The sequence below is a fragment of the Oceaniglobus trochenteri genome, assembly GCF_020529025.1.
In the GTDB taxonomy this organism is placed as follows: domain Bacteria; phylum Pseudomonadota; class Alphaproteobacteria; order Rhodobacterales; family Rhodobacteraceae; genus Oceaniglobus; species Oceaniglobus trochenteri.
The window spans coordinates 60,905-82,673 of the sequence record NZ_JACNMM010000005.1; the positions used below are offsets into that span (position 1 = coordinate 60,905).

A 21,769-nucleotide genomic window follows, 5' to 3' on the forward strand; every position below is an offset into this window, starting at 1 on the left:
GGTTTTGCGCAGAATCCCGCCATGCGCAAGCCATCGCGCAGATTGCTGCAACGCGGCAACACATTCACCGCCCCCCCGCCTGCCGTGGGGCGGGCGCGCGGGGCCACGCTCAGCCCAGAATGGCCCCCAGCGCCTGGGCGACGGCCGCCTGTGTCGGGTCGATCACCGGCACACCCAGATCGGTTTGTAACTGCGCCCGGTGGCGCGCCATGCCCGCACAGCCCAGCACGATGACGTCGGCGCCATCGTCGATCAGGTGGTGACCGGCGGTCAGAAGGGTCAGGAAGGCGCCCTCGCCCCCGGCGGATTCGGCCACCGAAAGATCGACCGCCAGATCCCAGGAAATCCGCAGGCTGACCCCCATCCGCCGCATATAGGCGCGATGCCGCACGACCGAGGCTTGCGACAGCGAAATCACCCCCACCATGTCGCCCCGCCCCATGGCGGCCAGGATGCCGCTTTCCTGGATGCCAAAGACCGGCACCTTGGCCACTTCGCGGCAGGCGGCAAGCCCGGGGTCGGAATAGCAGGCGATGACGAAGGCCGCAGCATCGGGGCGCGATTGCACCAGCGCCACCAGCGGCTGCACCACCTGGTCGGATTGCACCTGGCTTTCGATGCCGAAGGGCCCCTCGGGCAGGGTCAGGCATTCGATCGGCGGGCCATCGGCAAACCGGAACCCATCAAGGGCGCGGTCCAGCCCTTCGGTGACGGCCCGGTTGGAATTGGGGTTGATGACGACGATCGGCCCGCTCATGGCGCGACCTTCACGCCGAAATTCGTGGCGGGGTCCAGTTCGGGAACGGTTGCGCCCGGATGGCCCGTCAGGTCGATCCTTTCGCGCGCCACGAAGCGCCCGTCGCCGGGGGTGGCGATCAGGCGGCCATCCTCGACCACCCGACGCCCGCGGGTCAGCACGGTGGTGGGCCAACCGGTCAGCTTGCGCCCCTCGAAGGGGGTATAATCCATGTTGTCGTGTTGATCCTTCACCGTGACGGTGCGGGTTTCCTGCGGGTTCCAGATGGCAATGTCGGCGTCCATCCCAATGGCGATGCTGCCTTTTTGCGGCAGGCCGTAGAGGCGCGCGGCGTTGCTGGCCGAGAGTGCCACGAACTGTTGCAGGGTGATCCGCCCCTTGTTCACCCCTTCGGAAAACAGCAGCGGCAGGCGCAGCCCGATTCCCGGCATTCCGTTGGCGATCTGGCCGAAATGCGCGTCCGTCCCCTTGGCCAGCTTGCCGGTATCGTCGAACCGGTAGGGCGAATGGTCGGACGACCAGAGGCTGAACGTGCCGCCCTGGATATGGCGCCAAAGCGCCTCTTGCGTGGCCGTGTCGCGTAGCGGGGGCGAGCACATGAACTTGGCCCCCTCCATCCCCGGGCGGTCCAGGTCGTCGCGGGTGAGGAACAGGTACTGCGGGCAGGTTTCGCCGAATATCTTTGCCCCCGCCAGCCGGGCGTCATGGACAAGCCCCGCGCCCTCGGGGGTTGAGACATGGACGATCAGCAAGGGCGCATCCACCAGCCGCGCCAGGGAAATCGCGCGGTTGATCGCCTCGCTTTCCGCCAGGGCCGGGTGACTGGGCGCGTGATAGCGGGGCGCGGTATGGCCCGCCTCCAGCAACCGCCTGGTCATCCAGGCAATCATGCCGCTGTTTTCGGCATGCACCATGGTCAGCGCGCCATGGGTTTTCGCCACGGTGAGGATGTCGAGGAATTGCGCATCGTCCACGCGCATCAGGTCATAGGTCATGAAGACCTTGAAACTGGTGATCCCCCGCGCAAAGGCTGCGGGCAGTTCATCGCGCAAGACGGTTTCGGTCGGGTCGGCCACGATCAGATGATAGGACCAGTCGATTACCGACGCGCCCATTGCCCGACTGTCGTAAAGATCCAGCGTTTCGGTCACGCCCTTGCCGCGATGCTGGGCCGCGAAGGGGATAAAGCAGGAATTGCCGCCGAAGGCCGCGCTGATGCTTCCCGAACGGTAATCGTCGCTGGTCATCCCTCCGGTGGCGCTTTCCTGGGCTATGTGGCAATGCGCCTCGATCCCGCCGGGCAGGACCAGCCTGCCCCCCGCGTCGATGCTGTCGGCGCCTTCCAACCCCTCGCCCAAGGCGGCGATGCGCCCGTCCGTGATGCCGATGTCGGCGCGGAAGGTATCGGCGGCGGTGGCAACGGTGCCCCCGGAGATGACAAGATCGAACATCACGAAAGCTCCGCCAGTCGTTTCTCAAGCCGCGTCATGAGGCGGGAAATCTCCTCGTGATCGCGCGGTGTCAGCGCCGGGCCGGGCGCGCGCACCTTGGCGCTGGCCAGCACGCCGCGCCGCCGAAGCACCTCTTTCCGGATGGCCAGCCCCAAGCCCAGCTGTTGTTCATAGCGCACCATGGGCAGATAGGCATCGAACAGATCCTCGGCGCCGTCCACATCGCCCGCCTTGTGGCGCGCCACCACCTGCACCAGCATTTCGGGATAGGCAAAGCCCGTCATCGCCCCGTCGGCGCCGCGCTGCATCTCTTGCGGCAGGAACAGCGCCGAATTGCCCGTGAGGATCGACAGGCGCGGCACCTCGCCCACGCCGGTTTCCTCGCGCACGCGGGACAGCTTGGTCAGCCCCGGCCAATCCTCGTGCTTCAGCATCACCACCTGGGGCAGGTTGCGCGCGATCCACAGGATGGTTTCCACCGACACCTGAACGCCGGTGGTCTGCGGATAATCCTGGAAACAGATCGGAATGTCATCGCCCAGCGTCGCAGCGACCGCCGCCATATAGCCCTGCACCTTCGCCTCGGTCACAAGGCCCGGTTGCGGGGCGACCATGACACCGCCCGCCCCGGCCCCCATCACGGTTTTCGCCAGCCGCTCCATGTTGTTCAGCCCGGCCGCCGAAACGCCCACGATCACCGGCACCCGGCCCGCGACGCGGTCCAGAACATGGCGGGCGAAACGCTCGGCCTCGTCCGGAGCCATCTTCGGCGCTTCGCCCATGATGCCAAGGATGGTCATGCCCGAAACGCCGCTTTCAAGATAGAAATCCACCATCCGGTCGGTGCTGGCCAGGTCCAGCGCGCCCTTTTCGTCAAATGGCGTGGCGGCGATGATGAACACACCTTCCGAGTTGCGGTCGATATTCGGCATTGGTCCTGCCCTTTCACTGTGGCTTTTGCCCAACCTTACCCTTTGGCACGCCCTTGGCAATTGCCGTGGCGGGCTGCCTGCCCCATGGTGACGCCGACAGATTGCCCAAAGGACCCTTGCCGATGAACCTACTTCAGATCACCTCGCTCATGATCGTGCTGGCCGGGGTCTTTGGCGCGATCAATTACCTCTATCTGCGCCTTCCCGCCGCCATCGGCATCCTGGTGGTGTCGCTTCTGGCCTCGTTCGGCATTCTGGGCCTGGACCTGCTGCTGCCCCATCTTGGCATGGCCGACGAAGTGCGGCGCATCGTGACCGGTATCGATTTTTCCGATGCCCTGCTGGAAGGGATGCTGGGGCTGCTGCTTTTCGCCGGGGCGCTGCATGTCAAGCTGGGCGATCTGCGTGACCAGTGGCTGCCCGTGGTGCTGATGGCGACGATCGGGGTGCTGCTGTCCACGCTGGTTGTCGGTGTCGGCTTCAGCTGGCTGACGGGCATGCCGCTTTTGCTTGCGCTGGTCTTCGGTTCGCTGATCTCGCCCACAGATCCGGTGGCGGTTCTGGGCGTGCTGCGAGAGGCCGATCTGCAGAAATCGCTGGAAACCAAGATCGCGGGTGAATCCCTGTTCAACGATGGCGTGGGATACGTCGTTTTCCTGATCCTTGTCGGCCTTGCCTTTCCCGGTGACGCGCACCAGGCCGACGAAGTGGGCGAGGTTGCCCTGCTGTTCCTGAAAGAGGCGGGCGGCGGCGCGGTTCTGGGCATCGTCCTGGGCTGGCTGACCTTCCGTGTCATGCGCAGGATCGACGACTATTCGCTCGAAGTGCTGCTGACGCTGGGGCTGGCCTTCGGCGGCTACGAACTGGCCGTGTATCTGCATGTCAGCGCGCCCATCATGGCGGTCTGTGCCGGGCTGCTGATCGGCGACGTGGGCACCAGATACGGGATGAGCGAGGAAACCCGCCGCTATGTCGATGGCTTCTGGAAGCTGATCGACGAAATCCTGAATGCCGTGCTGTTCCTGATGATCGGGTTCGAGGTTTTTGCCGTGGCCTTCGGAAACGATGCCCTGCTGACCGGGATCGCCAGCATCGTTCTGGCGCTGGCGGGGCGGCTGGCGGCGGTGGCCATTCCCATCGCGCTTCTGCGCCCCTTCCGCAGCTTCGATCACGGGGTAGTGCGGATCATGACATGGGGCGGGCTGAAGGGCGGCATCTCGGTCGCGCTGGCGCTGTCGCTGCCCGAGGGCGAATGGAAACCGCTTATCCTGACCTGCACCTACATGGTCGTGATCTTCTCGATCATCGTGCAGGGGCTGACCGTCGCCTCGCTGGCGCGCCGGCTCAGCCGCGAACCCGATCTGGTCTAGGAAACCGCACGCGGCGTTCCTACCTCTAGCGGGAACATCAGATGAGGAGAGCCAGATGTCGCTGAAAAGCATGATGACCAAACTTGCCATTGCCTTTGTCGCCGCCAAGGGCGCACAGGCCTTCACCCGCGCCGGCGGGATGGAGGGGGTCAAGCGCAAGCTGGCCGAACAGAAGGGATCGGGCCAGGGGCTTGGTGGGTTGCTGGGCGGTTCGTCGGGCAGCGGGTCGGGCGGCGGCCTGGGCGGCATGCTGGGTCAGCTGGGCCTTGGCGGCAGCGGCGGTGCCGCGGGCGGCATGGCGGCCGGAGGCATCGGCGGCATTCTGGGCGGCCTGGCAGGCGGTTCAGCCCCGGGTGAGACGGGCGGTGACAGCACCCGGATGCAGGGCCTGCTGGATTCCACCGCGAAACCCGACGTGCCCGAAGAGGCCGAGGCCGGCCTCGTGATCCGCGCGATGGTCATGGCCGCCAAGGCCGACGGCGAGATCGACGAAACCGAGCGCCGCGCCCTGTGGGAGGTTCTGGGCGACAGCGAAGCCGCCGACCAGGCCTTTGTCGAGGCGGCGATGAACGCGCCCGTCGATGTCGAGGCCCTAGCCCGCGACGTGCCCGCCGGTCTTGAGCTGGAAATCTATACCGCCTCGGTCATGGCGATCGAGCCGGACAACCGGGCCGAGGCGCAGTACCTGCACGCACTGGCCGAACGGCTGGGCCTTGAGCGCGACACTGTGAACGAGGTTCACACCGCCCAGGGCAAGGCGCCGCTTTACAGCACCTGAAACGAAAACGGGCGGCGCTGCATCCTTGCAGGCGCCGCCCGTCCTTTTGAAATGTAAAGCCTATTCCGCGGTTTCGGAATTGCCGGCCGGGGTTTCGCTTTCGTCCTTCGGCTTTGGCTTGGCGCGGCTGCGGCGCGGCTTGGCGGGCTTGCTTTCCGGCGTCTCCACAAGCCCCGAATCGTTGTCCGACCCCGTGTCGATCACATCGTCCTGCTGTTTCTCACGGCTGGCGCGCGGTTCGGCCTTGGGTGCACGCGCGCGGCGGGTGCGGGCGGGCTTTTCCTCTTTCGACGGGGCCTCGGGCGCGGGCTGCTGATCGTCCTGGGCCTTGGGCTCTTGCGGCTTGGCATCGCCCTGCCCGGCGTCGGGGCCGGGTTGCGGGTTCTGATTCTGGTTCGGCTGCTGATTGTTGTTATTGTTATTCTGGTTGTTCTGCTGGTTCTGGCGGTCGCGCTGTGCCTGCTGGGCGGCGTCCTGGTCGCGGCGCGCGTCGATCTCGCGCTGCGCCTCGCTCAGCAACCGCAGGTAATGTTCGGCGTGCTGCTGGAAATTCTCGGCCGCCACGCGGTCATTGCTCAGCTGCGCATCGCGGGCCAGCTGGTTGTACTTGTCGATAATCTGTTGCGGCGTACCGCGCACCTTCCCCTCGGGGCCGGAACTGTCGAACACGCGGTTGACGATGTTCACCCCGGAACGGTTGTTGTTGCGGTTGTTCTTGTTCCGCGAACGGGACTTGGAAGATCTCATATTGCCTGATTCCAGCCTTGTATCTGGGAATTCTTCTCTTCGCGCCCGCACATTGGGCTGACCGTTGGTGAGTTCCGCCCCCCATGACAGGCGATACCGGGTCGATTGCGATATTACGGGCGATCGGCAAGGGGGACGCAACCGCGTCCCAGCCTTTGCACCCTTTTGAAACCACGCCACCTGCCGGATAGCAAGTGAAATATGCAGAAATCCGGGTTGAAAATCGGATTTACGCCTGTTGTGGCGCGCTGGCCGCGATCACCCTGTCGCGCCCGTCCAGATCGGGCAGGCAGCGGATCCCGGTCAGCCCGGCAGCGGCGAACAGGGCCTGAACTGCCGCGCCCTGAGTCGGCCCGATTTCAACCAGAACGCGACCTCCGGGTGCCAGGTGGCGGTGCAGCCCGGCGGCAATGGCGCGATAGGCGTTCAGCCCGTCGGCGCCATCGCTCAGCGCGATGTGGGGGTCGTGATCACGCACCTCGCGCGCAAGATCGGGCATTTCGCTTTCGGCGATATAGGGCGGGTTCGATACGATCAGATCGTATTGCCCGTTCACCCCTTCCCACCAGTCCGAACGAAGGAAGGTCGCCCGTGCCTCCACCCCGACCTGCGCCGCGTTCCGCCGCGCCACGGCCAGCGCGCCCTCGCTGATGTCCACCCCCGTTCCACGGGCGGCGGGCCGTTCGGCCAGCAGCGACACCAGAATGCAGCCCGACCCGGTGCCAAGGTCCAGAACGGATGAAAAGCGACCGACAAGCGACTGTTCAACAATGATTTCCGTCTCGGGCCGCGGGTCAAGAACATCGGGGCCGACGATGAAGTCGCGCCCGTAGAACGCCCGCCTTTCCAGGATGCGCGACACCGGCATGCCCGCCACCCGCCGCGCCAGCATCGGCTCCAGCGCCGCCGCAGCGCCGCCTGTGGGATCGCCCATGTGCAGGGTCAGGCGGTCGCGCCGCAGCCCCAGCGCCGCCGCCACCAGGTGGCGCGCATCGCCCGCGGCATTGTCGATGCCACCGTCGCGCAGAACCTCGACGGCGCGGCGCAACAGGTCGGCCACGCGCGGCTCGCTCATGTCTCGAATTCGGCCAGCTTGCGCGCCTGGTCGTCGGCGGTCAGCGCGTCGATCACCTCGCCCAGGTCGCCCTGCATCACCTGGTCAAGCTTGTACAACGTCAGATTGATCCGGTGGTCCGTCATGCGGCCCTGCGGAAAGTTGTAGGTGCGGATACGCTCGCTTCGGTCACCGCTGCCCACCTGGCTCTTGCGGTCGGCGCTGCGTTCGCTGTCGACCCTCTGACGCTCGGCATCGAAAAGGCGCGCCCGCAACACGCCCATGGCGATCTCGCGGTTGCGATGCTGGGATTTCTCGGCGCTGACCACCACGATTCCCGTGGGAACATGGGTGATGCGCACCGCCGAATCGGTGGTGTTCACATGCTGCCCCCCTGCCCCGCTGGCGCGCATGGTGTCGATTCGGATGTCCGAGGGATCGATCCGCACATCCACCTCGGCCGCTTCGGGCAGAACCGCGACAGTCGCCGCCGAGGTATGGATGCGCCCGCCCGATTCGGTGCTGGGCACGCGCTGAACCCGGTGCACACCGGATTCGTATTTCAACCGCGCGAACACGCCCGCCCCGCGCACGTTGACGATCACCTCCTTGATGCCGCCAAGCTCGGTCTGCTGTTCGGTCACGATATCGAACTGCCAGCCCTGGGTTTCGGCAAAACGCTGGTACATGCGCAACAGATCGCCCGCGAAAAGCGACGCCTCGTCGCCCCCCGTGCCGGGCCGGATTTCCAGGATCGCGGGACGCGCATCGGCGGCGTCCTTGGGCAGAAGCGCCAGGCGAAGCGCATCCTCCAGCGCCGGGCGGCGCTCCTTCAGGCGGGCAAGCTCATCCTCCGCCAGGGCGCGCATCTCGGGGTCGCTCAGCATCGCCTCGGCCTCGGCCAGTTCGTCAAGAAGGGCGCGATAGCTGGCGATCTGTTCGACCACCGGGCGCAATTCGGCGTATTCGCGCCCCAGGGCGGCAACATCGCCCGACCCCTGGGCCATGGCGGCCTCGAGGTATTCAAAGCGTTCGGTGATCTGGGCAAGTCTGTCGAGAGGAACCATGGCCTGCCATCGCCCAACGGAAGGATTTGGTCAAGGGCACATAACCGTGGTATGATCCACCATGCTCAGGATCATCGCCCTGTCACTGGTCGCATGTCCCGCCCTTGCGGATGTCAAGGGCCCGGGCGGGCGGGTGATCGACTGCTATTGCACCGACAGCAAGGGCGGGCGGGTCGAACTGGGCCAAAGCATCTGCCTGAACGTGAACGGCCGGATGTTCACCGCCCAATGCCAGATGTCGCTGAACGTGCCGATGTGGCGCGAAATCTCCGAAGGCTGCCTGTCATCCCGGTTCGACCAGGGCCAGCCTCTGCCGCAAAGCCTCAAGCCACCTTTCGATCCGGGCGCGGTTGACGCCCATATCTGACTTGCCGAACCGCAGGCGCGACAGGACCGCCAGCGTCGCGCCTTGGCCGTCGGGCACCGTGGTGACAGTGGCGAAATCGGGAAACCCCCAAAGGGCCGAGCGGGTGATGTAGGTGATCCGCCCCTCGCCGACACTGCCGGCAATCCTTTCCGTGCGCGGCTCGGCCATGGCCACGGCGTCGAAGGCTGTCAGCAGGGTCTCGCCAGTCACATCGAACGCGGGCCAGGCGGTATCACCCCCCTCGGAGCGCACCAGCCAACCACCGGCGCCGGGTGCTTCGGCCTCCATGGGGTCCACATGCCAACGCCCGGGGTCAACCGGCACCAGCCGCACCCAGGCGGCCAGCCCGATCACCGCCAGCAATATCAAAACGATCGCGTAGATGCCCATGCGTCCCACTCCCTGCCCCTGCTTCTTCCCTGTAAAATGCGCGATGCCTTGCTCGCGCCTCAGCGCCGCCGCGTCCAGCCCCAGAGACAGATCAACTCGGTTGCCACATGGGCCCCCGCGATGGCCGTGGCCCCGGTGGTGTCATAGGGCGGCGAAACCTCCACGACATCCCCGCCTACAAGGTTGATCCCCGCCAGCCCGCGCATCACCGCCGCCACCTGCCAACTGCTCAGCCCGCCCCAGACCGGTGTGCCGGTGCCGGGCGCAAAGGCCGGGTCCAGCCCGTCAATGTCGAAGGTCAGGTATGTTGGCGCGTCGCCAACGATGCTGCGCACCTTTTCCGCCACGGCCGCCGGGCCGATGCGGTGGGCCTCGGCAGCGTCGATCACGTTCATGCCCAGATAGTCGGGGCATTCGGTTCGAATACCCACCTGGACCGAGCGCGCCGGGTCCACCAGACCCAGCTTCACCGCCTTGTACATGAAGGTGCCATGGTCGATCCGCCCCATGTCGTCATCGGCCCAGAGATCGCTGTGCGCATCGAACTGGATCACCGACATGGGCCCGTATTTCGCCGCAAAGGCCCGCAAGATGGGCAGCGTGATGAAATGATCGCCCCCAAGGGTGATCACCCCCGGCCCGGCCTCCAGGATCCGCGCGATATGCGCCTCCACCAGTGTCGGAAAACTGCCGGTATCGGCATAGTCGAAGGCCATGTCGCCGTGATCCACCACCGCGAATTCGCTCAGCGGGTCATAGCCCCAGCCATAGGGCGGATCGAAAGCCTGAAGCGTGCTCGCCTCGCGGATCGCCCGCGGCCCGAACCGGGTGCCGGGGCGGTGCGTCACCGCCTGATCGAACGGCACCCCGGTGATGCACAGATCCACCCCCGCCAGATCCTTGCTGTAGCGCCGCCGCAAGAACGATGTCGCCCCGCCAAAGGCATTCTCAAAGGCCAGCCCGCGCCGCGCCTCGCGGCTGAAGGCCACATCCACCTCGGTCTTCGCATCTTCCAGGGCCATGGGCTCCTCCGTCTCTTTCTTGCCAAAAAATACTCGCGCCGCAGGCACCCGCCCTCGCGAACCGCGCCACCCATCATCGCAAAGCCACCGGCGCCCCCCGAAGCGTCGGGGCGGGTGGGTGGGCGACGCTTCGGGGGGCGCTATCCCACGGGCTGCGCACGCTCCACAAGGCGCGCAAGGAACGAAGCCCCCACCGGCGCCACCTCGTCATTGAAATCATAGGCCGGGTGGTGACAGAAGGCCCCCTCGCCCTGCCCCAGGAACAGATAGGCACCGGGCCGCGCGTTCAGCATGTAGGAGAAATCCTCGGCCCCCATCATCCGCTCGACCGCGCCATCGACCCGGGCCGCGCCCACGACCTCGGCGGCCACCCCCAGCGCGAAATCCACCGAACCCGGATCGTTCACCGTCGCGGGATAGCCGCGCTCGTAGACAAACTCGGCCGTCACGCCATAGGCGGCAGCGGTGCCCTGCACCAGCTCCTCCATCCGCGCGATCACCATCTCCTGAACCTTCGGATCGAAGGTGCGCACGGTGCCCGAAAACACCGCCCGCGCCGGCACCACGTTGTTGGCGGTGCCGGTGTGGATCTGCGTGACCGAAACCACCAGATCGTCGATCGGCTTGTGATTGCGCGACACGATGGTGCCAAAGCCCTGCACCATGGCCAGAAGCGGCGGGATCGGGTCGGTGCAGTCATGGGGATAGGCCGCATGCCCGCCTTTGCCCTGCACCGTCACGGTGAATTCATCCACCGCCGCCATGATCGGCCCCGGCGTGCAGAAGAATTCCCCGGCGGCGAATTCGGGCGCGTTGTGCATGGCAAAGACCCGGGCGATGGCGAACCGCTCCATGATCCCGGCCTGCACCATGGCCTCGCCGCCGCCGCCATCCTCTTCGGCAGGCTGGAAGATCAGCGCCACCCGCCCGGCGAAATTGCGGGTTTCGGCAAGGTAGCGCGCCGCGCCCAGAAGCATGGTGGTATGCCCGTCATGGCCGCAGGCATGCATGACGCCCGGCGTCTGGCTGGCATGTTCCGCCCCCGTCTCCTCGTGGATCGGCAGCGCGTCCATGTCGGCGCGCAGCCCGATGGTGGGCCCGGCCCCCTGACCCTCGATGATGGCCACGATGCCGCTCTGCGCGATTCCCTCGTGAATTTCGTCCACCCCGAACGCGCGCAGCTTTTCGGCGACAAAACCGGCGGTCTTCGGCAGGTCGAACCCCAGTTCGGGGTTACGGTGCAGCCATTGGCGCCAGGTTTTCATGTCCTGCGCGAAATCCGCGATACGGTTGACGACCGGCATGATACCTCCCATTCCCAAACCTGCAAGATCCTCAGCGTTCCAGAGAAACAGGGCGGCGTAAATGGCCAAATCATCCGATCCGATCCACACCCACCCCCGCGACATCACGCGCCTCGTGGAAATCATGCGCCGGCTGCGCGACCCCAACAGGGGTTGCCCCTGGGACATCGAACAGGATTTCGACAGCATCGCCCCCTATACCATCGAGGAAGCCTATGAAGTGGCCGATGCCGTCGCGCGCCGCGACATGGACGATCTGAAGGGGGAATTGGGCGATCTTCTGTTCCAGGCCGTCTATCACGGGCAGATGGCCGCCGAAGCCGGGCATTTCACCTTCGATGACATCGTGAATGCCATCGCCGACAAGATGATCGCGCGCCATCCCCATGTCTTCGATGACGAATCGCGCGACAAGTCCGCCGAACAGCAGACCCGCGACTGGGAGGCCCAGAAGGCCCGCGAGCGCGCCGCCCGGGCCGAGCGTGGCGTGCTGGACGGCGTCGCCCTTGGCCTGCCGGCGCTGATGCGGGCGGTCAAGCTGCAGAATCGCGCCGCCCGGGTGGGGTTCGATTGGCCTGAAACCGCTCAAGTGCTGGATAAGCTGGTCGAGGAAGCGGGCGAACTGGTCGCCGCGCGCGAAACCATGGGCCCGGACGAGATGGCCGATGAGATGGGCGATCTTCTCTTCGTCATGGCCAACCTGGCGCGCCACCTGAACATCGACCCCGAGGCCGCCCTGCGCGGCACCAACGCCAAGTTCACCCGCCGTTTCGCCAGCATCGAAGCGGCGCTGCAAGCACAGGGGCGCCGCCCGCAAGAGGCAAGCCTTGCGGAAATGGATGCGCTTTGGGATGCGGCGAAGACTGCGGAGAGAGCCGCGGAAAAATAACCGATCAGAACAGTCGGATATTGACCCAAGTGTTTTTGTCGGATTTATGGGGGCCAACGTCAAACAGGAGGCTTCCATGACCGTTCGCAGATTCACCCTTGCCACTTCCCTCATCGCCCTGGCCGCCCCCGCCCTGGCCGATGTGAACATCTATTCCCACCGCCAGCCCGAGCTGATCCAGCCGCTGCTGGACGGATTCACCGAAAAGACCGGGATCAAGACCAACGCCGCCTATATCGACAAGGGCCTGGTCGAGCGGCTGAAGGCCGAGGGCGCGCGTTCCCCCGCCGACATCATCCTGACCGTCGACATCTCGCGCCTGTCCGAGGCCAAGGATGCCGGCGTGACCCAGGCCGTCGAGTCGGACATCCTGTCCACCCACATCCCCGAAACCCTGCGCGATGCCGACAACCAGTGGTTCGGCGTCACCTACCGCGCCCGCATCGTCTATGCCAGCAAGGAGCGCGTGGCCGAGGGCGAGGTGACCACCTACGAGGACCTGGCCGATCCGAAATGGAAGGGCCGCATCTGCACCCGCTCGGGCACCCATGTCTATAACATCGGCCTGCTGGCCGCGGTGATCGCCCATGACGGCGTCGAGGCCGCCGAGACCTGGGCCCAGGGCGTCAAGGACAACCTGGCCCGCAAGCCCGAAGGCAACGACCGCGCGCAGGTCAAGGCGATCTGGGCCGGCGAATGCGACATCGCCCTGGGCAACACCTATTACATGGGCGCCATGCTGAACGATCCCGAACAGGCGGAATGGGCCAATTCGGTGCGCATCGAGTTCCCCGACTTCGCAGATGGTTCGGGCACCCACGTCAACATCTCGGGCGTCGCCATGGCCGCAAATGCGCCCAACCGCGAAGATGCCCTGAAGTTCATGGAGTACCTCGCCTCGCCCGAGGCCCAGGCGATCTATGCCGGTCAGGTCTATGAATACCCGGCCGACCCGAACACCCCCGCCGACGACCTGGTGGTCGGCTGGGGCGAGATCACGCCGGACACCACCGCCCTGACCGAGATCGCGAACAACCGCGCCGAAGCGCTGCGGATCATGGAACGGGTCGATTTCGACGGCTGACGCCGCCGATCCGGGCGCGCCTGCGGCGCGCCCGATATCGCCCTTCGGGCGATGCCTCCGGCGGGGATATTTGAAGACCAAAGATGGGATCGGATCCCCAGGCATCTTTGGTCCGTAAATATCCCCGCCGGAGGCAAAAGGTCCGCGAGGGCCTTTTTTCTTTTGGCGGAACAAAAACAGAGGCTGCGCCGATGCGATCGGGCGCAGCCTCTTTGTTTTTCCGGTGGAAAATGGCGCGGTTGACGGGGCTCGAACCCGCGACCCCCGGCGTGACAGGCCGGTACTCTAACCAACTGAGCTACAACCGCGCGTAGGCTGCGGAATAGGCGGTTCGCAGGGGGGCGTCAAGCAGGAAGATCACCGAATTATGAAATTTATCCGATGGAGGCAAAAGCCATCAACCGGATGAAATATCGATGAAAAAGAGAGGTGGATAAGTGGCGCGGTTGACGGGGCTCGAACCCGCGACCCCCGGCGTGACAGGCCGGTACTCTAACCAGCTGAGCTACAACCGCGCAGTGCGTGGGGGATAGAATATGGCGCGGGGGGCGTCAAGCGCCCTGGCGCGGTTTTTTGCATTTTATCGGCTGGCCCGTCTCAGGGCGCCGAGATGGTTCCAGATCACGGGAAAGGTGGTGACCGGCCGGCCCAGCAGCGTTTCGGTCATCCGCGCGCCCTCGACCCCGCCGAGGCGGCCATAGAAGCACCGCGCGCCCAGGTTGTCGGCCAGCACCGTCAGCCACAGCCGCCCGTCGGCCTGATCGGCCATTGCGCCCATCAGCGCCCGACCCACGCCGCCGCCCCGCAGGTCGGGGGCGACATGCAGGTTGTCGACATAGGGCCAGCCCTTGTTGGGTTTCAGGCGGACGAAGCCCAGGAGGCGGTCTTTGTCGCGCGCCAGGGTCACGCCCTCGGGCAGGCTGGCCCAGGTGCGCGCCATGTGGTCTTCCAGCGGCGCACCCAGGGCTTCGTCCGGGACCATGCCGCGATAAGCGCTGGCCCAGCTGGCCTGGTGCAGGGCGCGGATCGCGTCAAGATCACCGGGCGTCGCCGGGGCAAGGATCATGTCCCCGGCAGCGGAATGTGTTCGTCCGTGTCGCCCACCGGCAGCTGGAACCGCCCGTTCTGCCAATCGCCCTTGCGCCATGCCTCTTTCGCCTCTTCGATACGGTCGCGTGATGATGCGACGAAGTTCCACCAGATATGCCGTGGACCCTCAAGCGTGTCACCCCCGAGCAGCATCAGCCGCGCCCCCTGGGGCCCCGCTGTCATCGACAGCCGGTCGCCGGGGCGGAAAACCATCATCCGCCCCGCCTCGAAGGTATCGCCCGCCACCTGCACCGATCCCGATACCACGAAGGCGCCGCGGTCCTCGTGATCGTCGGGCAGCGGGATCTTTGCCCCGGGTTGCAGGACCGCGTCCATGTAGAAAAGGCGTGACGGGGTGTCGACCGGCGCGGTTTCACCGAAGGCCGAGCCGAGCACCAGGCGCACGCGCTTGCCCTCGCCCTCGAGCATTGGCAGATCGGCCCTGGCGGCATGTTGGAACGATGCCGGGCGGTCCTCGTGATCTTTCGGGAGCGCCACCCAGGTCTGGATGCCGAAGAACCGCATCGGCGCGGTGCGGGTCGCGTCGTCGTTGCGTTCGGAATGGGTGATGCCGTGGCCTGCCACCATCCAGTTCACCGCGCCCGGTTCGATCCAGGCGTCGGTGCCCAGACTGTCGCGGTGATGCATCCGCCCCGAGAAGAGGTAGCTGACCGTGCCAAGGCCGATATGGGGATGGGGGCGGATATCAAGCCCGCGGTTGGGCAGCAGTTCGGCCGGGCCCATCTGGTCGAAGAAGATGAAGGGGCCGACCATCTGCCGCCGGGGCGCCGGCAGCGCGCGGCGCACCGCGAAACCGGCCACATCGCGCGCACGGGACACGATCAGGGTTTCGATGGCATCGACACCGTCACCGGTGGGGCAATGGGGATCCAGCGTCGGGTTCCAGCTCATTCGGGGCTCCCTTTCTATATGCGCGGCCTTTTGCGGCGGCGCCCTGGGGGCAGGCTAACCGGCGCGGGTGGACAAGAGAAGGTTCGTTTCGCTTGACGTGATGCCGGGCAGTTCGCGGATGGCGAACAGGGTCTGATCCAGTTCCTCGAGCGTGGCGGCGCCCAGTTCGACGATCAGGTCCCACTTGCCGTTGGTGGAATGGACCGCGCGCACCGGCACGAAGCCTTGCAGGCGGTGGATCAGGCGGCTGGTCCCTGCCCCCTCGATCCCCAGCATCATCAACCCCCGCACGGGTGAGCGCGCCACGTCTTCACGCGTCAGCACGGTAAAGCCGCGAATCGTGCCGTCGGCCTGCATCCGTTCGATCCGGGCGCGCAGGGTGGCGCGGGATCTGCCCAGCTGCTTGGCCAGTTCGGCCAGCGGCGTTCGGGCATCGCGGCGCAGGGCCGCCAGAAGGGCAGTGTCGGTATCATCCATATCGGCAACCATAGTCGCCGGATCGGTCCATGTCTTGCCGTTTTGCGCAAATATTGCGCTGTTTCATGGCGCACTCCGGGCGGATCATCGCGCCAATCAAAGGGAAGGACGAAAGATGAGCCATGTGATCCTGATCGGTGCACCGCTGGATTGCGGCAAGGCGCGGCGCGGCTGCCTCATGGGGCCCGATGCCTTTCGCGTCGCCGGCCTGGCCGAGGCGGCCGGCAGCCTGGGCCACACGGTCGAGGATCGCGGCAACTGCGCCCCCGGCCCCGTCACCGCGCAACCCGGAGCGCCCGACCACCTGATCGCCCTGCCCGAAACCGTCGCCTGGACCAAGGCGCTGGCCAAGGCGGCCGAGGCGGCCATGGGCGAGGGTTTGCCGGTCTTCCTGGGCGGCGATCATGCGCTGGCCCTTGGCACCGTTTCGGGCGTTGCCGCCCATGCGGCGAAACTGGGGCGTCCGCAGTTCGTTCTGTGGCTGGATGCGCACAGCGATTTTCACACGCCCCTGACCACCACCAGCGGCAACCTGCACGGCACCCCCGTGGCCTATGCCACCGGGCGCGACGGGTTTGACGCCTTCCCGCCCCTGCCCGCCGCGGTGCCCGATGAGAATGTCTGCATGATCGGCATCCGCTCGGTCGATCCGGCGGAACATGCCGCGCTTCTGGACAGCCGGATCGAGGTTCACGACATGCGCGAGATCGACGAGACCGGCATCGCCGCCGCCCTGCGCCCCTTTCTGGAAAGGGTGCGTGCCGCCGACGGAATGCTGCATGTGTCACTGGATGTTGATTTCCTTGATCCCTCGGTCGCGCCAGCCGTGGGCACCACCGTTCCGGGCGGCGCCACCTTCCGCGAGGCGCATCTGGTGATGGAGATGCTGCACGAATCCGGGCGCGTCACCTCGCTCGACATGGTGGAACTGAACCCCTTTCTGGATGAACGCGGGCGCACCGCCGCCCTGATGGTCGATCTGGCCGCCTCGCTTCTGGGGCGCCGGGTGTTCGACCGCCCCACACGGAGCTTTGCATGACCCAACCTTCGCCCCTGGCCTATGTGCCCTTCGTTTCCGTCGATCACATGATGCAGCTGATCCACCACATCGGGCTGGAGCGGATGCTCTGCGATCTGGCCGATGCGATCGAGGCCGATTTCCGCCGCTGGGAGAGTTTCGACAAGACGCCGCGCGTCGCCTCGCATTCGGCCGAGGGCGTGATCGAGCTGATGCCCACCTCGGATGGCGATGTCTACGGGTTCAAATACGTCAACGGCCACCCCAAGAACATGAAGGACGGCTTGCAAACCGTCACCGCCTTCGGGCTGTTGGCCGAGGTGGCAACCGGCTATCCCGTTCTGCTGAGCGAGATGACGATCCTCACCGCCCTGCGCACCGCCGCCATGAGCGCACTTGCCGCCCGCCACCTGGCCCCGAAGAACGCCCGCTGCATGGCGATGATCGGCAATGGCGCGCAAAGCGAATTCCAGGCGCTGGCCTTCAAGGCGGTCTGCGGAATCGACACCGTGCGCTTATACGATATCGAAGGCAAGGCCACCGACAAGGCCATGGCGAACCTCGCAGACAGCGGGCTGACCCTGGTTCGCTGCGCCAGCGCGCAAGAGGCGATCGAGGGCGCGCAGATCGTCACCACCGTCACCGCCGACAAGCAATATGCCACGATCCTGACCGACAACATGATCGGCGCAGGCGTGCATATCAACGCCATCGGCGGCGACTGCCCGGGCAAGACCGAACTGCACCGCGATATCCTGACCCGGTCGGACATCTTCGTGGAATACCCGCCGCAGACACGGATCGAGGGCGAAATTCAGCAGTTGGACCCCGACCATCCGGTGACGGAACTCTGGCAGGTGATGACCGGCGCGGCCCAGGGGCGGCGTAGTGCCGATCAGATCACCCTCTTCGATTCGGTCGGCTTCGCCATCGAGGATTTCTCGGCCCTCGCCTATGTGCGCGGCAAGGTCGCGCAGACCGGCCTGTTCCAGCGGCTGGACCTTCTGGCCGATCCGGACGATCCGCGCGATCTGTTCGGGATGGTGCGCCGGGCGGCCAGCTAGGTTTTCGGGGGAATCGAATAGGTCAGGCTGGCGCGCGCCACGGGCGGTTCAACCCCGACCGAGCGGATCAGCACATCCCCCACCGCCAGGGCCCGCCCCAGCTTCAAGAGCCGCGCCTCGGCCAGAAGATCGCCCCCCGCGGCGGGCTTGCGCATGAAATCGATCGCGCAATTCGTTGTCACGGTCAGCGCCTTCGGCCCGATCCGCGACAGGATCGCCAGGTAGATCGCCACATCGGCCAGCGCGAACATGGTCGGCCCCGACACGGTGCCGCCTGGGCGCAGGTGGCGTTCGGCCACCCGCAGGCGCAGGATCAGGCCGTCCGACGTTACCGATTCAACGGCGAAATCCTCGCTCACCTGCGAAAACTCGGTGTCCAGAAACTCCCGCAGCGCGGTGGCGTCCATGGCGATGGTCATGCTGTGCGTCCCTTCCTTGCGCCCCCAAGGTTGCGCCAATCGCCGCGAAGGGCAAGGCGGTGATCCCGCGCAGCCCCATTTGCGCCCCGACACCTGCCCTGGCGCCTTCAATAGGCCGTTGGCCCGTCTTGCCCCCATGCAGCACCTGTCATAGGTATCACCGACGCCGGTTTGACCGGGGGTGAAAACAGCAGGGGGCACCATGGCCAAGAGCGCGGCACGCAAGACATCCAACATCTTCGTCTGGATCATCGTCTTGCTTTTGATCGTCGGACTTGCCGGTTTCGGCGCGGGCGGCTTTGGCGGCACGGTGCGCAGCATCGGCAAGGTGGGCGATACCAAAATTCCGGTCGACCGCTATGCCCAGGCACTGCAACAGGAACTGCGCACCCTCGAAGCACAGACCGGCCGCCGCTTTACCCTGGCCGAGGCACAGGCCTTCGGGCTGGACCGTGCCGTCCTGCAACAGGTGGTGGCCACCGCCGCGCTTGAGGACGAGGCCGACAGCCTGGGCCTTTCCGTCGGGGACGAGGCCGTGCGCCGCGAGGTTCTGCGCGTTCCCGCCTTTCAGTCGCTGTCCGGCGGGTTCGACCGTGACGCCTATGAAAGCGCCCTGCGCCGCAATGGCCAGACCGTGGCCGAGTTCGAGGCAGGCATCCGCCACGACACCGCCCGCAGCCTGCTGCAAGGGGCCGTGGTCGCCGGGGCCGGCACGCCCGAGGTGCTGAGCGATACGCTTTATACCTTCGCGCGCGAAACCCGCGATTTCACCTATATCCCCCTGCGCGCCGATGACCTGGAAACGCCCCTTGGCGAACCCGACGATGCCGCGCTTCAGGCCTTCTACGACGAAAACCACGACATGTTCACCCTGCCTGAACGCCGCCGCATCACCTATGCCTGGCTGAGCCCGCAGATGGTGGTGGACGATGTAGAGGTGGACGAGGACGCCCTGCGCGCGCTCTATGACGAGCGGATCGACGAATATGTCCAGCCCGAGCGCCGCCTGGTCGAACGCCTGGTCTTCGGCACCGAAGAGGAAGCCGCCGAGGCAAAAGCCGCCATCGAGGCCGAGGAAACCGATTTTGACACCCTGGTCGAGGAACGCGGGCTGGAACTGGCCGACATCGACCTTGGCGATCTGTCGCGCGATCAGCTTGGCCGCGCCGCCGATGCCGTGTTCGCGCTGGACGGTCCCGGCGTGGCCGGGCCGGTGGAAACCGATCTTGGCCCGGCGCTGATCCGCGTCAACGGTATCCTTGCCGCCCATGAAACCACCTTTGAAGAGGCCCGCGAAGACCTGCTGGCCGAATTCGCAGACGGCGCGGCCCGCCGCCTTGTCAGCGAACAGATCGAACCGGTCGACGATCTTCTGGCCGGCGGCGCCACGCTTGAGGATGTAGCCAAGGAAACGCCGCTGCAACTGGGCGAGGTTCTGCTGAGCGACGACAGCGACGACCCCATCACCCGCTACGAGGAATTCCGCGCCGCCGCCGAGGCCGCCGAAACCGGGGACTTCCCCGAGATCGAGCAACTGGCCGATGGCGGCATCTTCGCCCTGCGGCTGGATGAAATCGTGCCCCCCACCCTGCAACCCTTCGAAGACGTGAAGGTGGCCGTGATCGGCGCCTGGGAAACCGCGGAAACCGCCAAGGCGCTGACCGCCCAGGCCGAAGCTATGAAAGAGGCGATCGAAGGTGGCCAGGGCATGTTCTCGGGGCCCGTCGAAACCGTGACCCAGACCGACGTGCTGCGCGATGCCTTCATCGAGGACACGCCGCAATCCCTGGTCACCGCCGTCTTCGACATGGAGCCGGGCGAGGTGCGCGTGGTCAGCGACGACACCGGCGCCTTCGTGGTGCGCCTCGATGCCATTGGCACGCCCGACCCCGAAGCCCCCGAGGCAAAGACCATCCTCGAAGGGTTCCGCCAGCAGACCTCGCAAAGCTATGCCCAGGACATGATCGACGCCTTCACCCTGGCCATCGAGAACCGCGCCGGGATCGAGCTGAACCAGACCGCCATCAACGCCGTTCACGCACAATTCCCGTAGGCCCGACATGCAACTGACGCCCACATTCGACGCCTTCGCCGAAGGCTTTGCACGCGGCGAGAACCAGGTGGTCTATGCCCGCCTGGCGGCCGACCTCGACACGCCGGTCTCGCTGATGCTGAAACTGGGCGAGGCACGCGCCGATACCTTCGTCCTGGAATCGGTGACGGGCGGCGAGGTGCGCGGGCGCTATTCGATCATCGGCCTGAAACCCGACCTGATCTGGCAATGCCACGGCGAAACCAGCCGCATCAATCGCGAGGCCCGCTTCGACCCCGATGCCTGGAGCGACCTTGAGGGCGCGCCGCTGGAGACCCTGCGCGCGCTGATCGCCGAAAGCCGCATCGCCCTGCCCGACGATCTGCCCGCTGCCGCCGCCGGCCTGTTCGGCTACCTCGGGTATGACATGATCCGGCTGGTGGAACACCTGCCCAACGTGAACCCCGACCCCCTGGGCCTGCCCGATGCGGTGATGATGCGCCCCTCGGTCGTGGCGGTGCTGGACGGGGTCAAGGGCGAGGTGACGGTGGTTTCCCCCGCATGGGCCAACAGCGGGCTGTCGGCGCGCGCCGCCTATGCCCAGGCGGCCGAGCGGGTGATGGACGCGGTGCGCGACCTGGAACGCGCGCCCAAGGGCGAATCCCGCGACCTGGGCGACGAATTCGCCGCGCCCGAGCTGGTGTCGAATTTCACCCATGCCGCCTATCTGGAGGCGGTCGAGAAGGCCAAGGACTATATCCGCCAGGGCGACATCTTCCAGGTGGTGCCCTCTCAACGCTGGCAGGTGCCCTTCACCCTGCCGCCCTTCTCGCTCTACCGCTCGCTCAGGCGCACCAACCCGTCGCCCTTCATGTTCTATTTCAACTTCGGCGGCTTCCAGGTGATCGGCGCCTCGCCGGAAATCCTCGTGCGGGTCTTCGGCGGTGAAATCACCATCCGCCCGATTGCCGGAACCCGCCCCCGCGGCGCCACCCCCGAACAGGACCGCGCCAACGAGGCCGACCTGCTGGCCGACAAGAAGGAACTGGCCGAACACCTGATGCTGCTGGATCTGGGCCGCAACGACGTGGGCCGGGTGGCGAAAATCGGCACCGTGCGCCCCACCGAACAGTTCATCATCGAGAAATATTCCCACGTCATGCACATCGTCAGCAACGTGGTGGGCGAATTGCGCGAGGATCAGGACGCCCTCTCGGCCTTCTTCGCCGGGATGCCCGCAGGCACGGTTTCAGGCGCGCCCAAGGTGCGCGCGATGGAGATCATCGACGAGCTGGAGCCGGAAAAGCGCGGCGTCTACGGCGGCGGCCTCGGGTATTTCAGCGCCGGGGGCGACATGGACATGTGCATCGCCCTGCGCACCGCCGTCCTGAAGGACGAAACCCTCTACATCCAGGCCGGAGGCGGCGTTGTCTATGACAGCGACCCCCAGGCGGAGTACGAGGAAACGGTCAACAAATCCCACGCCATCCGCCGCGCCGCCGAGGACGCGGGGCGGTTTACGCGCAATTCCAACGGCTGATCGGGT

The 21,769-nt window shown here is 66.1% G+C and carries 22 protein-coding genes and 2 tRNA genes; 9 read left to right on the forward strand and 15 right to left on the reverse strand.

All coding sequences use genetic code 11. The features are described from left to right. Nucleotides 1–109: 109 nt before the first annotated feature. From H7828_RS09695 to H7828_RS09705, 3 genes are read right to left on the reverse strand one after another with little or no spacing between them, the layout of a single operon-like run. Nucleotides 110–757, reverse strand: coding sequence for an aspartate/glutamate racemase family protein (locus tag H7828_RS09695; protein WP_226780831.1), 648 nt, complete (start codon nt 755–757; stop codon nt 110–112). Beyond that, nucleotides 754–2,211: a dihydropyrimidinase gene (gene hydA / locus H7828_RS09700; protein WP_226780832.1), complete on the reverse strand. Its 1,458-nt coding sequence runs from the start codon at nt 2,209–2,211 to the stop codon at nt 754–756. The genes H7828_RS09695 and hydA overlap by 4 nt, the downstream gene beginning before the upstream one ends. Next, nucleotides 2,208–3,140: a dihydrodipicolinate synthase family protein gene (locus H7828_RS09705; protein ID WP_226780833.1), complete on the reverse strand. Its 933-nt coding sequence runs from the start codon at nt 3,138–3,140 to the stop codon at nt 2,208–2,210. The genes hydA and H7828_RS09705 overlap by 4 nt, the downstream gene beginning before the upstream one ends. 122 nt (nt 3,141–3,262) lie before the next feature. Between H7828_RS09705 and H7828_RS09710 the strand changes: the two genes are divergently transcribed. After that, complete coding sequence (locus tag H7828_RS09710; RefSeq protein ID WP_226780834.1) at nt 3,263–4,510, forward strand: cation:proton antiporter; 1,248 nt, start codon at nt 3,263–3,265, stop codon at nt 4,508–4,510. Between the two features lie 55 nt (nt 4,511–4,565). Further along, nucleotides 4,566–5,288: a DUF533 domain-containing protein gene (locus H7828_RS09715; RefSeq protein ID WP_226780835.1), complete on the forward strand. Its 723-nt coding sequence runs from the start codon at nt 4,566–4,568 to the stop codon at nt 5,286–5,288. A gap of 60 nt (nt 5,289–5,348) precedes the next feature. Here the strand turns inward: H7828_RS09715 and H7828_RS09720 are convergent, their stop codons facing one another. From H7828_RS09720 to prfA, 3 genes are all read right to left on the reverse strand, one after another. Then, on the reverse strand, nt 5,349–6,035 hold the full coding sequence (locus H7828_RS09720) for a DUF4167 domain-containing protein (RefSeq protein ID WP_226780836.1): 687 nt from the start codon (nt 6,033–6,035) through the stop codon (nt 5,349–5,351). Between the two features lie 229 nt (nt 6,036–6,264). Beyond that, nucleotides 6,265–7,110 (reverse strand): peptide chain release factor N(5)-glutamine methyltransferase, encoded by an 846-nt coding sequence (prmC, locus tag H7828_RS09725; protein WP_226780837.1) that lies wholly within the window; start codon nt 7,108–7,110, stop codon nt 6,265–6,267. Beyond that, nucleotides 7,107–8,156 carry a peptide chain release factor 1 gene (prfA, locus tag H7828_RS09730; RefSeq protein ID WP_226780838.1) on the reverse strand — a complete coding sequence of 350 codons (1,050 nt, stop codon included), beginning with the start codon at nt 8,154–8,156 and terminating at the stop codon, nt 7,107–7,109. The genes prmC and prfA overlap by 4 nt, the downstream gene beginning before the upstream one ends. A gap of 61 nt (nt 8,157–8,217) precedes the next feature. Here prfA and H7828_RS09735 point away from each other — a divergent pair, with 61 nt between their 5' ends. Beyond that, complete coding sequence (locus H7828_RS09735; protein WP_226780839.1) at nt 8,218–8,523, forward strand: hypothetical protein; 306 nt, start codon at nt 8,218–8,220, stop codon at nt 8,521–8,523. Here the strand turns inward: H7828_RS09735 and H7828_RS09740 are convergent. The 3 genes from H7828_RS09740 to H7828_RS09750 form a co-directional block, all read right to left on the reverse strand. Beyond that, nucleotides 8,440–8,913, reverse strand: coding sequence for a DUF1499 domain-containing protein (locus tag H7828_RS09740; RefSeq protein ID WP_226780840.1), 474 nt, complete (start codon nt 8,911–8,913; stop codon nt 8,440–8,442). The two genes, H7828_RS09735 and H7828_RS09740, sit on opposite strands and share 84 nt — an antisense overlap. A 59-nt stretch (nt 8,914–8,972) precedes the next feature. Then, on the reverse strand, nt 8,973–9,935 hold the full coding sequence (gene speB / locus H7828_RS09745) for an agmatinase (protein ID WP_226780841.1): 963 nt from the start codon (nt 9,933–9,935) through the stop codon (nt 8,973–8,975). Between the two features lie 140 nt (nt 9,936–10,075). Next, on the reverse strand, nt 10,076–11,239 hold the full coding sequence (locus tag H7828_RS09750) for a M20 aminoacylase family protein (RefSeq protein ID WP_226780842.1): 1,164 nt from the start codon (nt 11,237–11,239) through the stop codon (nt 10,076–10,078). 61 nt (nt 11,240–11,300) lie between these two features. On the opposite strand from H7828_RS09750, the gene mazG reads away from it, so the two are divergent. Both mazG and H7828_RS09760 read left to right on the forward strand, forming a co-directional pair. Further along, nucleotides 11,301–12,128 carry a nucleoside triphosphate pyrophosphohydrolase gene (gene mazG / locus H7828_RS09755; protein WP_226780843.1) on the forward strand — a complete coding sequence of 276 codons (828 nt, stop codon included), beginning with the start codon at nt 11,301–11,303 and terminating at the stop codon, nt 12,126–12,128. Nucleotides 12,129–12,204: 76 nt separating this feature from the next. Continuing rightward, nucleotides 12,205–13,212, forward strand: coding sequence for a Fe(3+) ABC transporter substrate-binding protein (locus H7828_RS09760; RefSeq protein WP_226780844.1), 1,008 nt, complete (start codon nt 12,205–12,207; stop codon nt 13,210–13,212). A 231-nt stretch (nt 13,213–13,443) separates the two neighbouring features. On the opposite strand, the gene H7828_RS09765 is transcribed toward H7828_RS09760, so the two are convergent. The 5 genes from H7828_RS09765 to H7828_RS09785 all read right to left on the reverse strand — a co-directional run bounded on the left by H7828_RS09765 (nt 13,444) and on the right by H7828_RS09785 (nt 15,690). Next, a tRNA-Asp gene (locus H7828_RS09765) sits at nt 13,444–13,520 on the reverse strand. A 130-nt stretch (nt 13,521–13,650) separates the two neighbouring features. Then, nucleotides 13,651–13,727 (reverse strand) — tRNA-Asp (locus H7828_RS09770). A gap of 65 nt (nt 13,728–13,792) precedes the next feature. Continuing rightward, a complete protein-coding gene (locus H7828_RS09775) occupies nt 13,793–14,278 on the reverse strand; it encodes a GNAT family N-acetyltransferase (protein ID WP_226780845.1) in 486 nt (161 codons plus the stop codon). After that, a complete protein-coding gene (locus H7828_RS09780) occupies nt 14,275–15,213 on the reverse strand; it encodes a pirin family protein (protein ID WP_226780846.1) in 939 nt (312 codons plus the stop codon). Before H7828_RS09780 ends, H7828_RS09775 begins: the two co-directional genes overlap by 4 nt. A gap of 54 nt (nt 15,214–15,267) precedes the next feature. Then, nucleotides 15,268–15,690, reverse strand: a complete 423-nt coding sequence (locus H7828_RS09785) for an Lrp/AsnC family transcriptional regulator (RefSeq protein ID WP_226780847.1) — start codon at nt 15,688–15,690, stop codon at nt 15,268–15,270. Nucleotides 15,691–15,805: 115 nt separating this feature from the next. Between H7828_RS09785 and rocF the strand changes: the two genes are divergently transcribed. Both rocF and H7828_RS09795 read left to right on the forward strand, forming a co-directional pair. After that, complete coding sequence (gene rocF / locus H7828_RS09790; RefSeq protein WP_226780848.1) at nt 15,806–16,729, forward strand: arginase; 924 nt, start codon at nt 15,806–15,808, stop codon at nt 16,727–16,729. Continuing rightward, on the forward strand, nt 16,726–17,772 hold the full coding sequence (locus H7828_RS09795) for an ornithine cyclodeaminase (RefSeq protein ID WP_226780849.1): 1,047 nt from the start codon (nt 16,726–16,728) through the stop codon (nt 17,770–17,772). The genes rocF and H7828_RS09795 overlap by 4 nt, the downstream gene beginning before the upstream one ends. Here H7828_RS09795 and H7828_RS09800 read toward each other — a convergent pair. Further along, the gene (locus tag H7828_RS09800) at nt 17,769–18,191 is read right to left on the reverse strand and encodes a PaaI family thioesterase (protein ID WP_226780850.1); all 423 of its coding nucleotides are present in this window, start codon (nt 18,189–18,191) and stop codon (nt 17,769–17,771) included. The two genes, H7828_RS09795 and H7828_RS09800, sit on opposite strands and share 4 nt — an antisense overlap. 202 nt (nt 18,192–18,393) lie before the next feature. On the opposite strand from H7828_RS09800, the gene H7828_RS09805 reads away from it, so the two are divergent. Together H7828_RS09805 and trpE are read left to right on the forward strand one after the other, a co-directional pair. Continuing rightward, nucleotides 18,394–20,244 (forward strand): peptidylprolyl isomerase, encoded by a 1,851-nt coding sequence (locus H7828_RS09805; protein WP_226780851.1) that lies wholly within the window; start codon nt 18,394–18,396, stop codon nt 20,242–20,244. Nucleotides 20,245–20,251: 7 nt separating this feature from the next. Further along, nucleotides 20,252–21,763, forward strand: coding sequence for an anthranilate synthase component I (gene trpE, locus H7828_RS09810; RefSeq protein ID WP_226780852.1), 1,512 nt, complete (start codon nt 20,252–20,254; stop codon nt 21,761–21,763). Nucleotides 21,764–21,769: the final 6 nt, after the last annotated feature.

What these genes read in the sequence shown, in the direction of transcription:
- H7828_RS09695 (WP_226780831.1), bottom strand. Translation starts at nt 757, where the DNA reads ATGAGCGGGCCGATCGTCGTCATCAACCCCAATTCCAACCGGGCCGTC.
- H7828_RS09705 (WP_226780833.1), bottom strand. Translation starts at nt 3,140, where the DNA reads ATGCCGAATATCGACCGCAACTCGGAAGGTGTGTTCATCATCGCCGCC.
- H7828_RS09710 (WP_226780834.1), top strand. Translation starts at nt 3,263, where the DNA reads ATGAACCTACTTCAGATCACCTCGCTCATGATCGTGCTGGCCGGGGTC.
- H7828_RS09715 (WP_226780835.1), top strand. Translation starts at nt 4,566, where the DNA reads ATGTCGCTGAAAAGCATGATGACCAAACTTGCCATTGCCTTTGTCGCC.
- H7828_RS09720 (WP_226780836.1), bottom strand. Translation starts at nt 6,035, where the DNA reads ATGAGATCTTCCAAGTCCCGTTCGCGGAACAAGAACAACCGCAACAAC.
- prmC (WP_226780837.1), bottom strand. Translation starts at nt 7,110, where the DNA reads ATGAGCGAGCCGCGCGTGGCCGACCTGTTGCGCCGCGCCGTCGAGGTT.
- prfA (WP_226780838.1), bottom strand. Translation starts at nt 8,156, where the DNA reads ATGGTTCCTCTCGACAGACTTGCCCAGATCACCGAACGCTTTGAATAC.
- H7828_RS09735 (WP_226780839.1), top strand. Translation starts at nt 8,218, where the DNA reads ATGCTCAGGATCATCGCCCTGTCACTGGTCGCATGTCCCGCCCTTGCG.
- H7828_RS09740 (WP_226780840.1), bottom strand. Translation starts at nt 8,913, where the DNA reads ATGGGCATCTACGCGATCGTTTTGATATTGCTGGCGGTGATCGGGCTG.
- speB (WP_226780841.1), bottom strand. Translation starts at nt 9,935, where the DNA reads ATGGCCCTGGAAGATGCGAAGACCGAGGTGGATGTGGCCTTCAGCCGC.
- H7828_RS09750 (WP_226780842.1), bottom strand. Translation starts at nt 11,239, where the DNA reads ATGCCGGTCGTCAACCGTATCGCGGATTTCGCGCAGGACATGAAAACC.
- mazG (WP_226780843.1), top strand. Translation starts at nt 11,301, where the DNA reads ATGGCCAAATCATCCGATCCGATCCACACCCACCCCCGCGACATCACG.
- H7828_RS09760 (WP_226780844.1), top strand. Translation starts at nt 12,205, where the DNA reads ATGACCGTTCGCAGATTCACCCTTGCCACTTCCCTCATCGCCCTGGCC.
- H7828_RS09775 (WP_226780845.1), bottom strand. Translation starts at nt 14,278, where the DNA reads ATGATCCTTGCCCCGGCGACGCCCGGTGATCTTGACGCGATCCGCGCC.
- H7828_RS09780 (WP_226780846.1), bottom strand. Translation starts at nt 15,213, where the DNA reads ATGAGCTGGAACCCGACGCTGGATCCCCATTGCCCCACCGGTGACGGT.
- H7828_RS09785 (WP_226780847.1), bottom strand. Translation starts at nt 15,690, where the DNA reads ATGGATGATACCGACACTGCCCTTCTGGCGGCCCTGCGCCGCGATGCC.
- rocF (WP_226780848.1), top strand. Translation starts at nt 15,806, where the DNA reads ATGAGCCATGTGATCCTGATCGGTGCACCGCTGGATTGCGGCAAGGCG.
- H7828_RS09795 (WP_226780849.1), top strand. Translation starts at nt 16,726, where the DNA reads ATGACCCAACCTTCGCCCCTGGCCTATGTGCCCTTCGTTTCCGTCGAT.
- H7828_RS09800 (WP_226780850.1), bottom strand. Translation starts at nt 18,191, where the DNA reads ATGACCATCGCCATGGACGCCACCGCGCTGCGGGAGTTTCTGGACACC.
- H7828_RS09805 (WP_226780851.1), top strand. Translation starts at nt 18,394, where the DNA reads ATGGCCAAGAGCGCGGCACGCAAGACATCCAACATCTTCGTCTGGATC.
- trpE (WP_226780852.1), top strand. Translation starts at nt 20,252, where the DNA reads ATGCAACTGACGCCCACATTCGACGCCTTCGCCGAAGGCTTTGCACGC.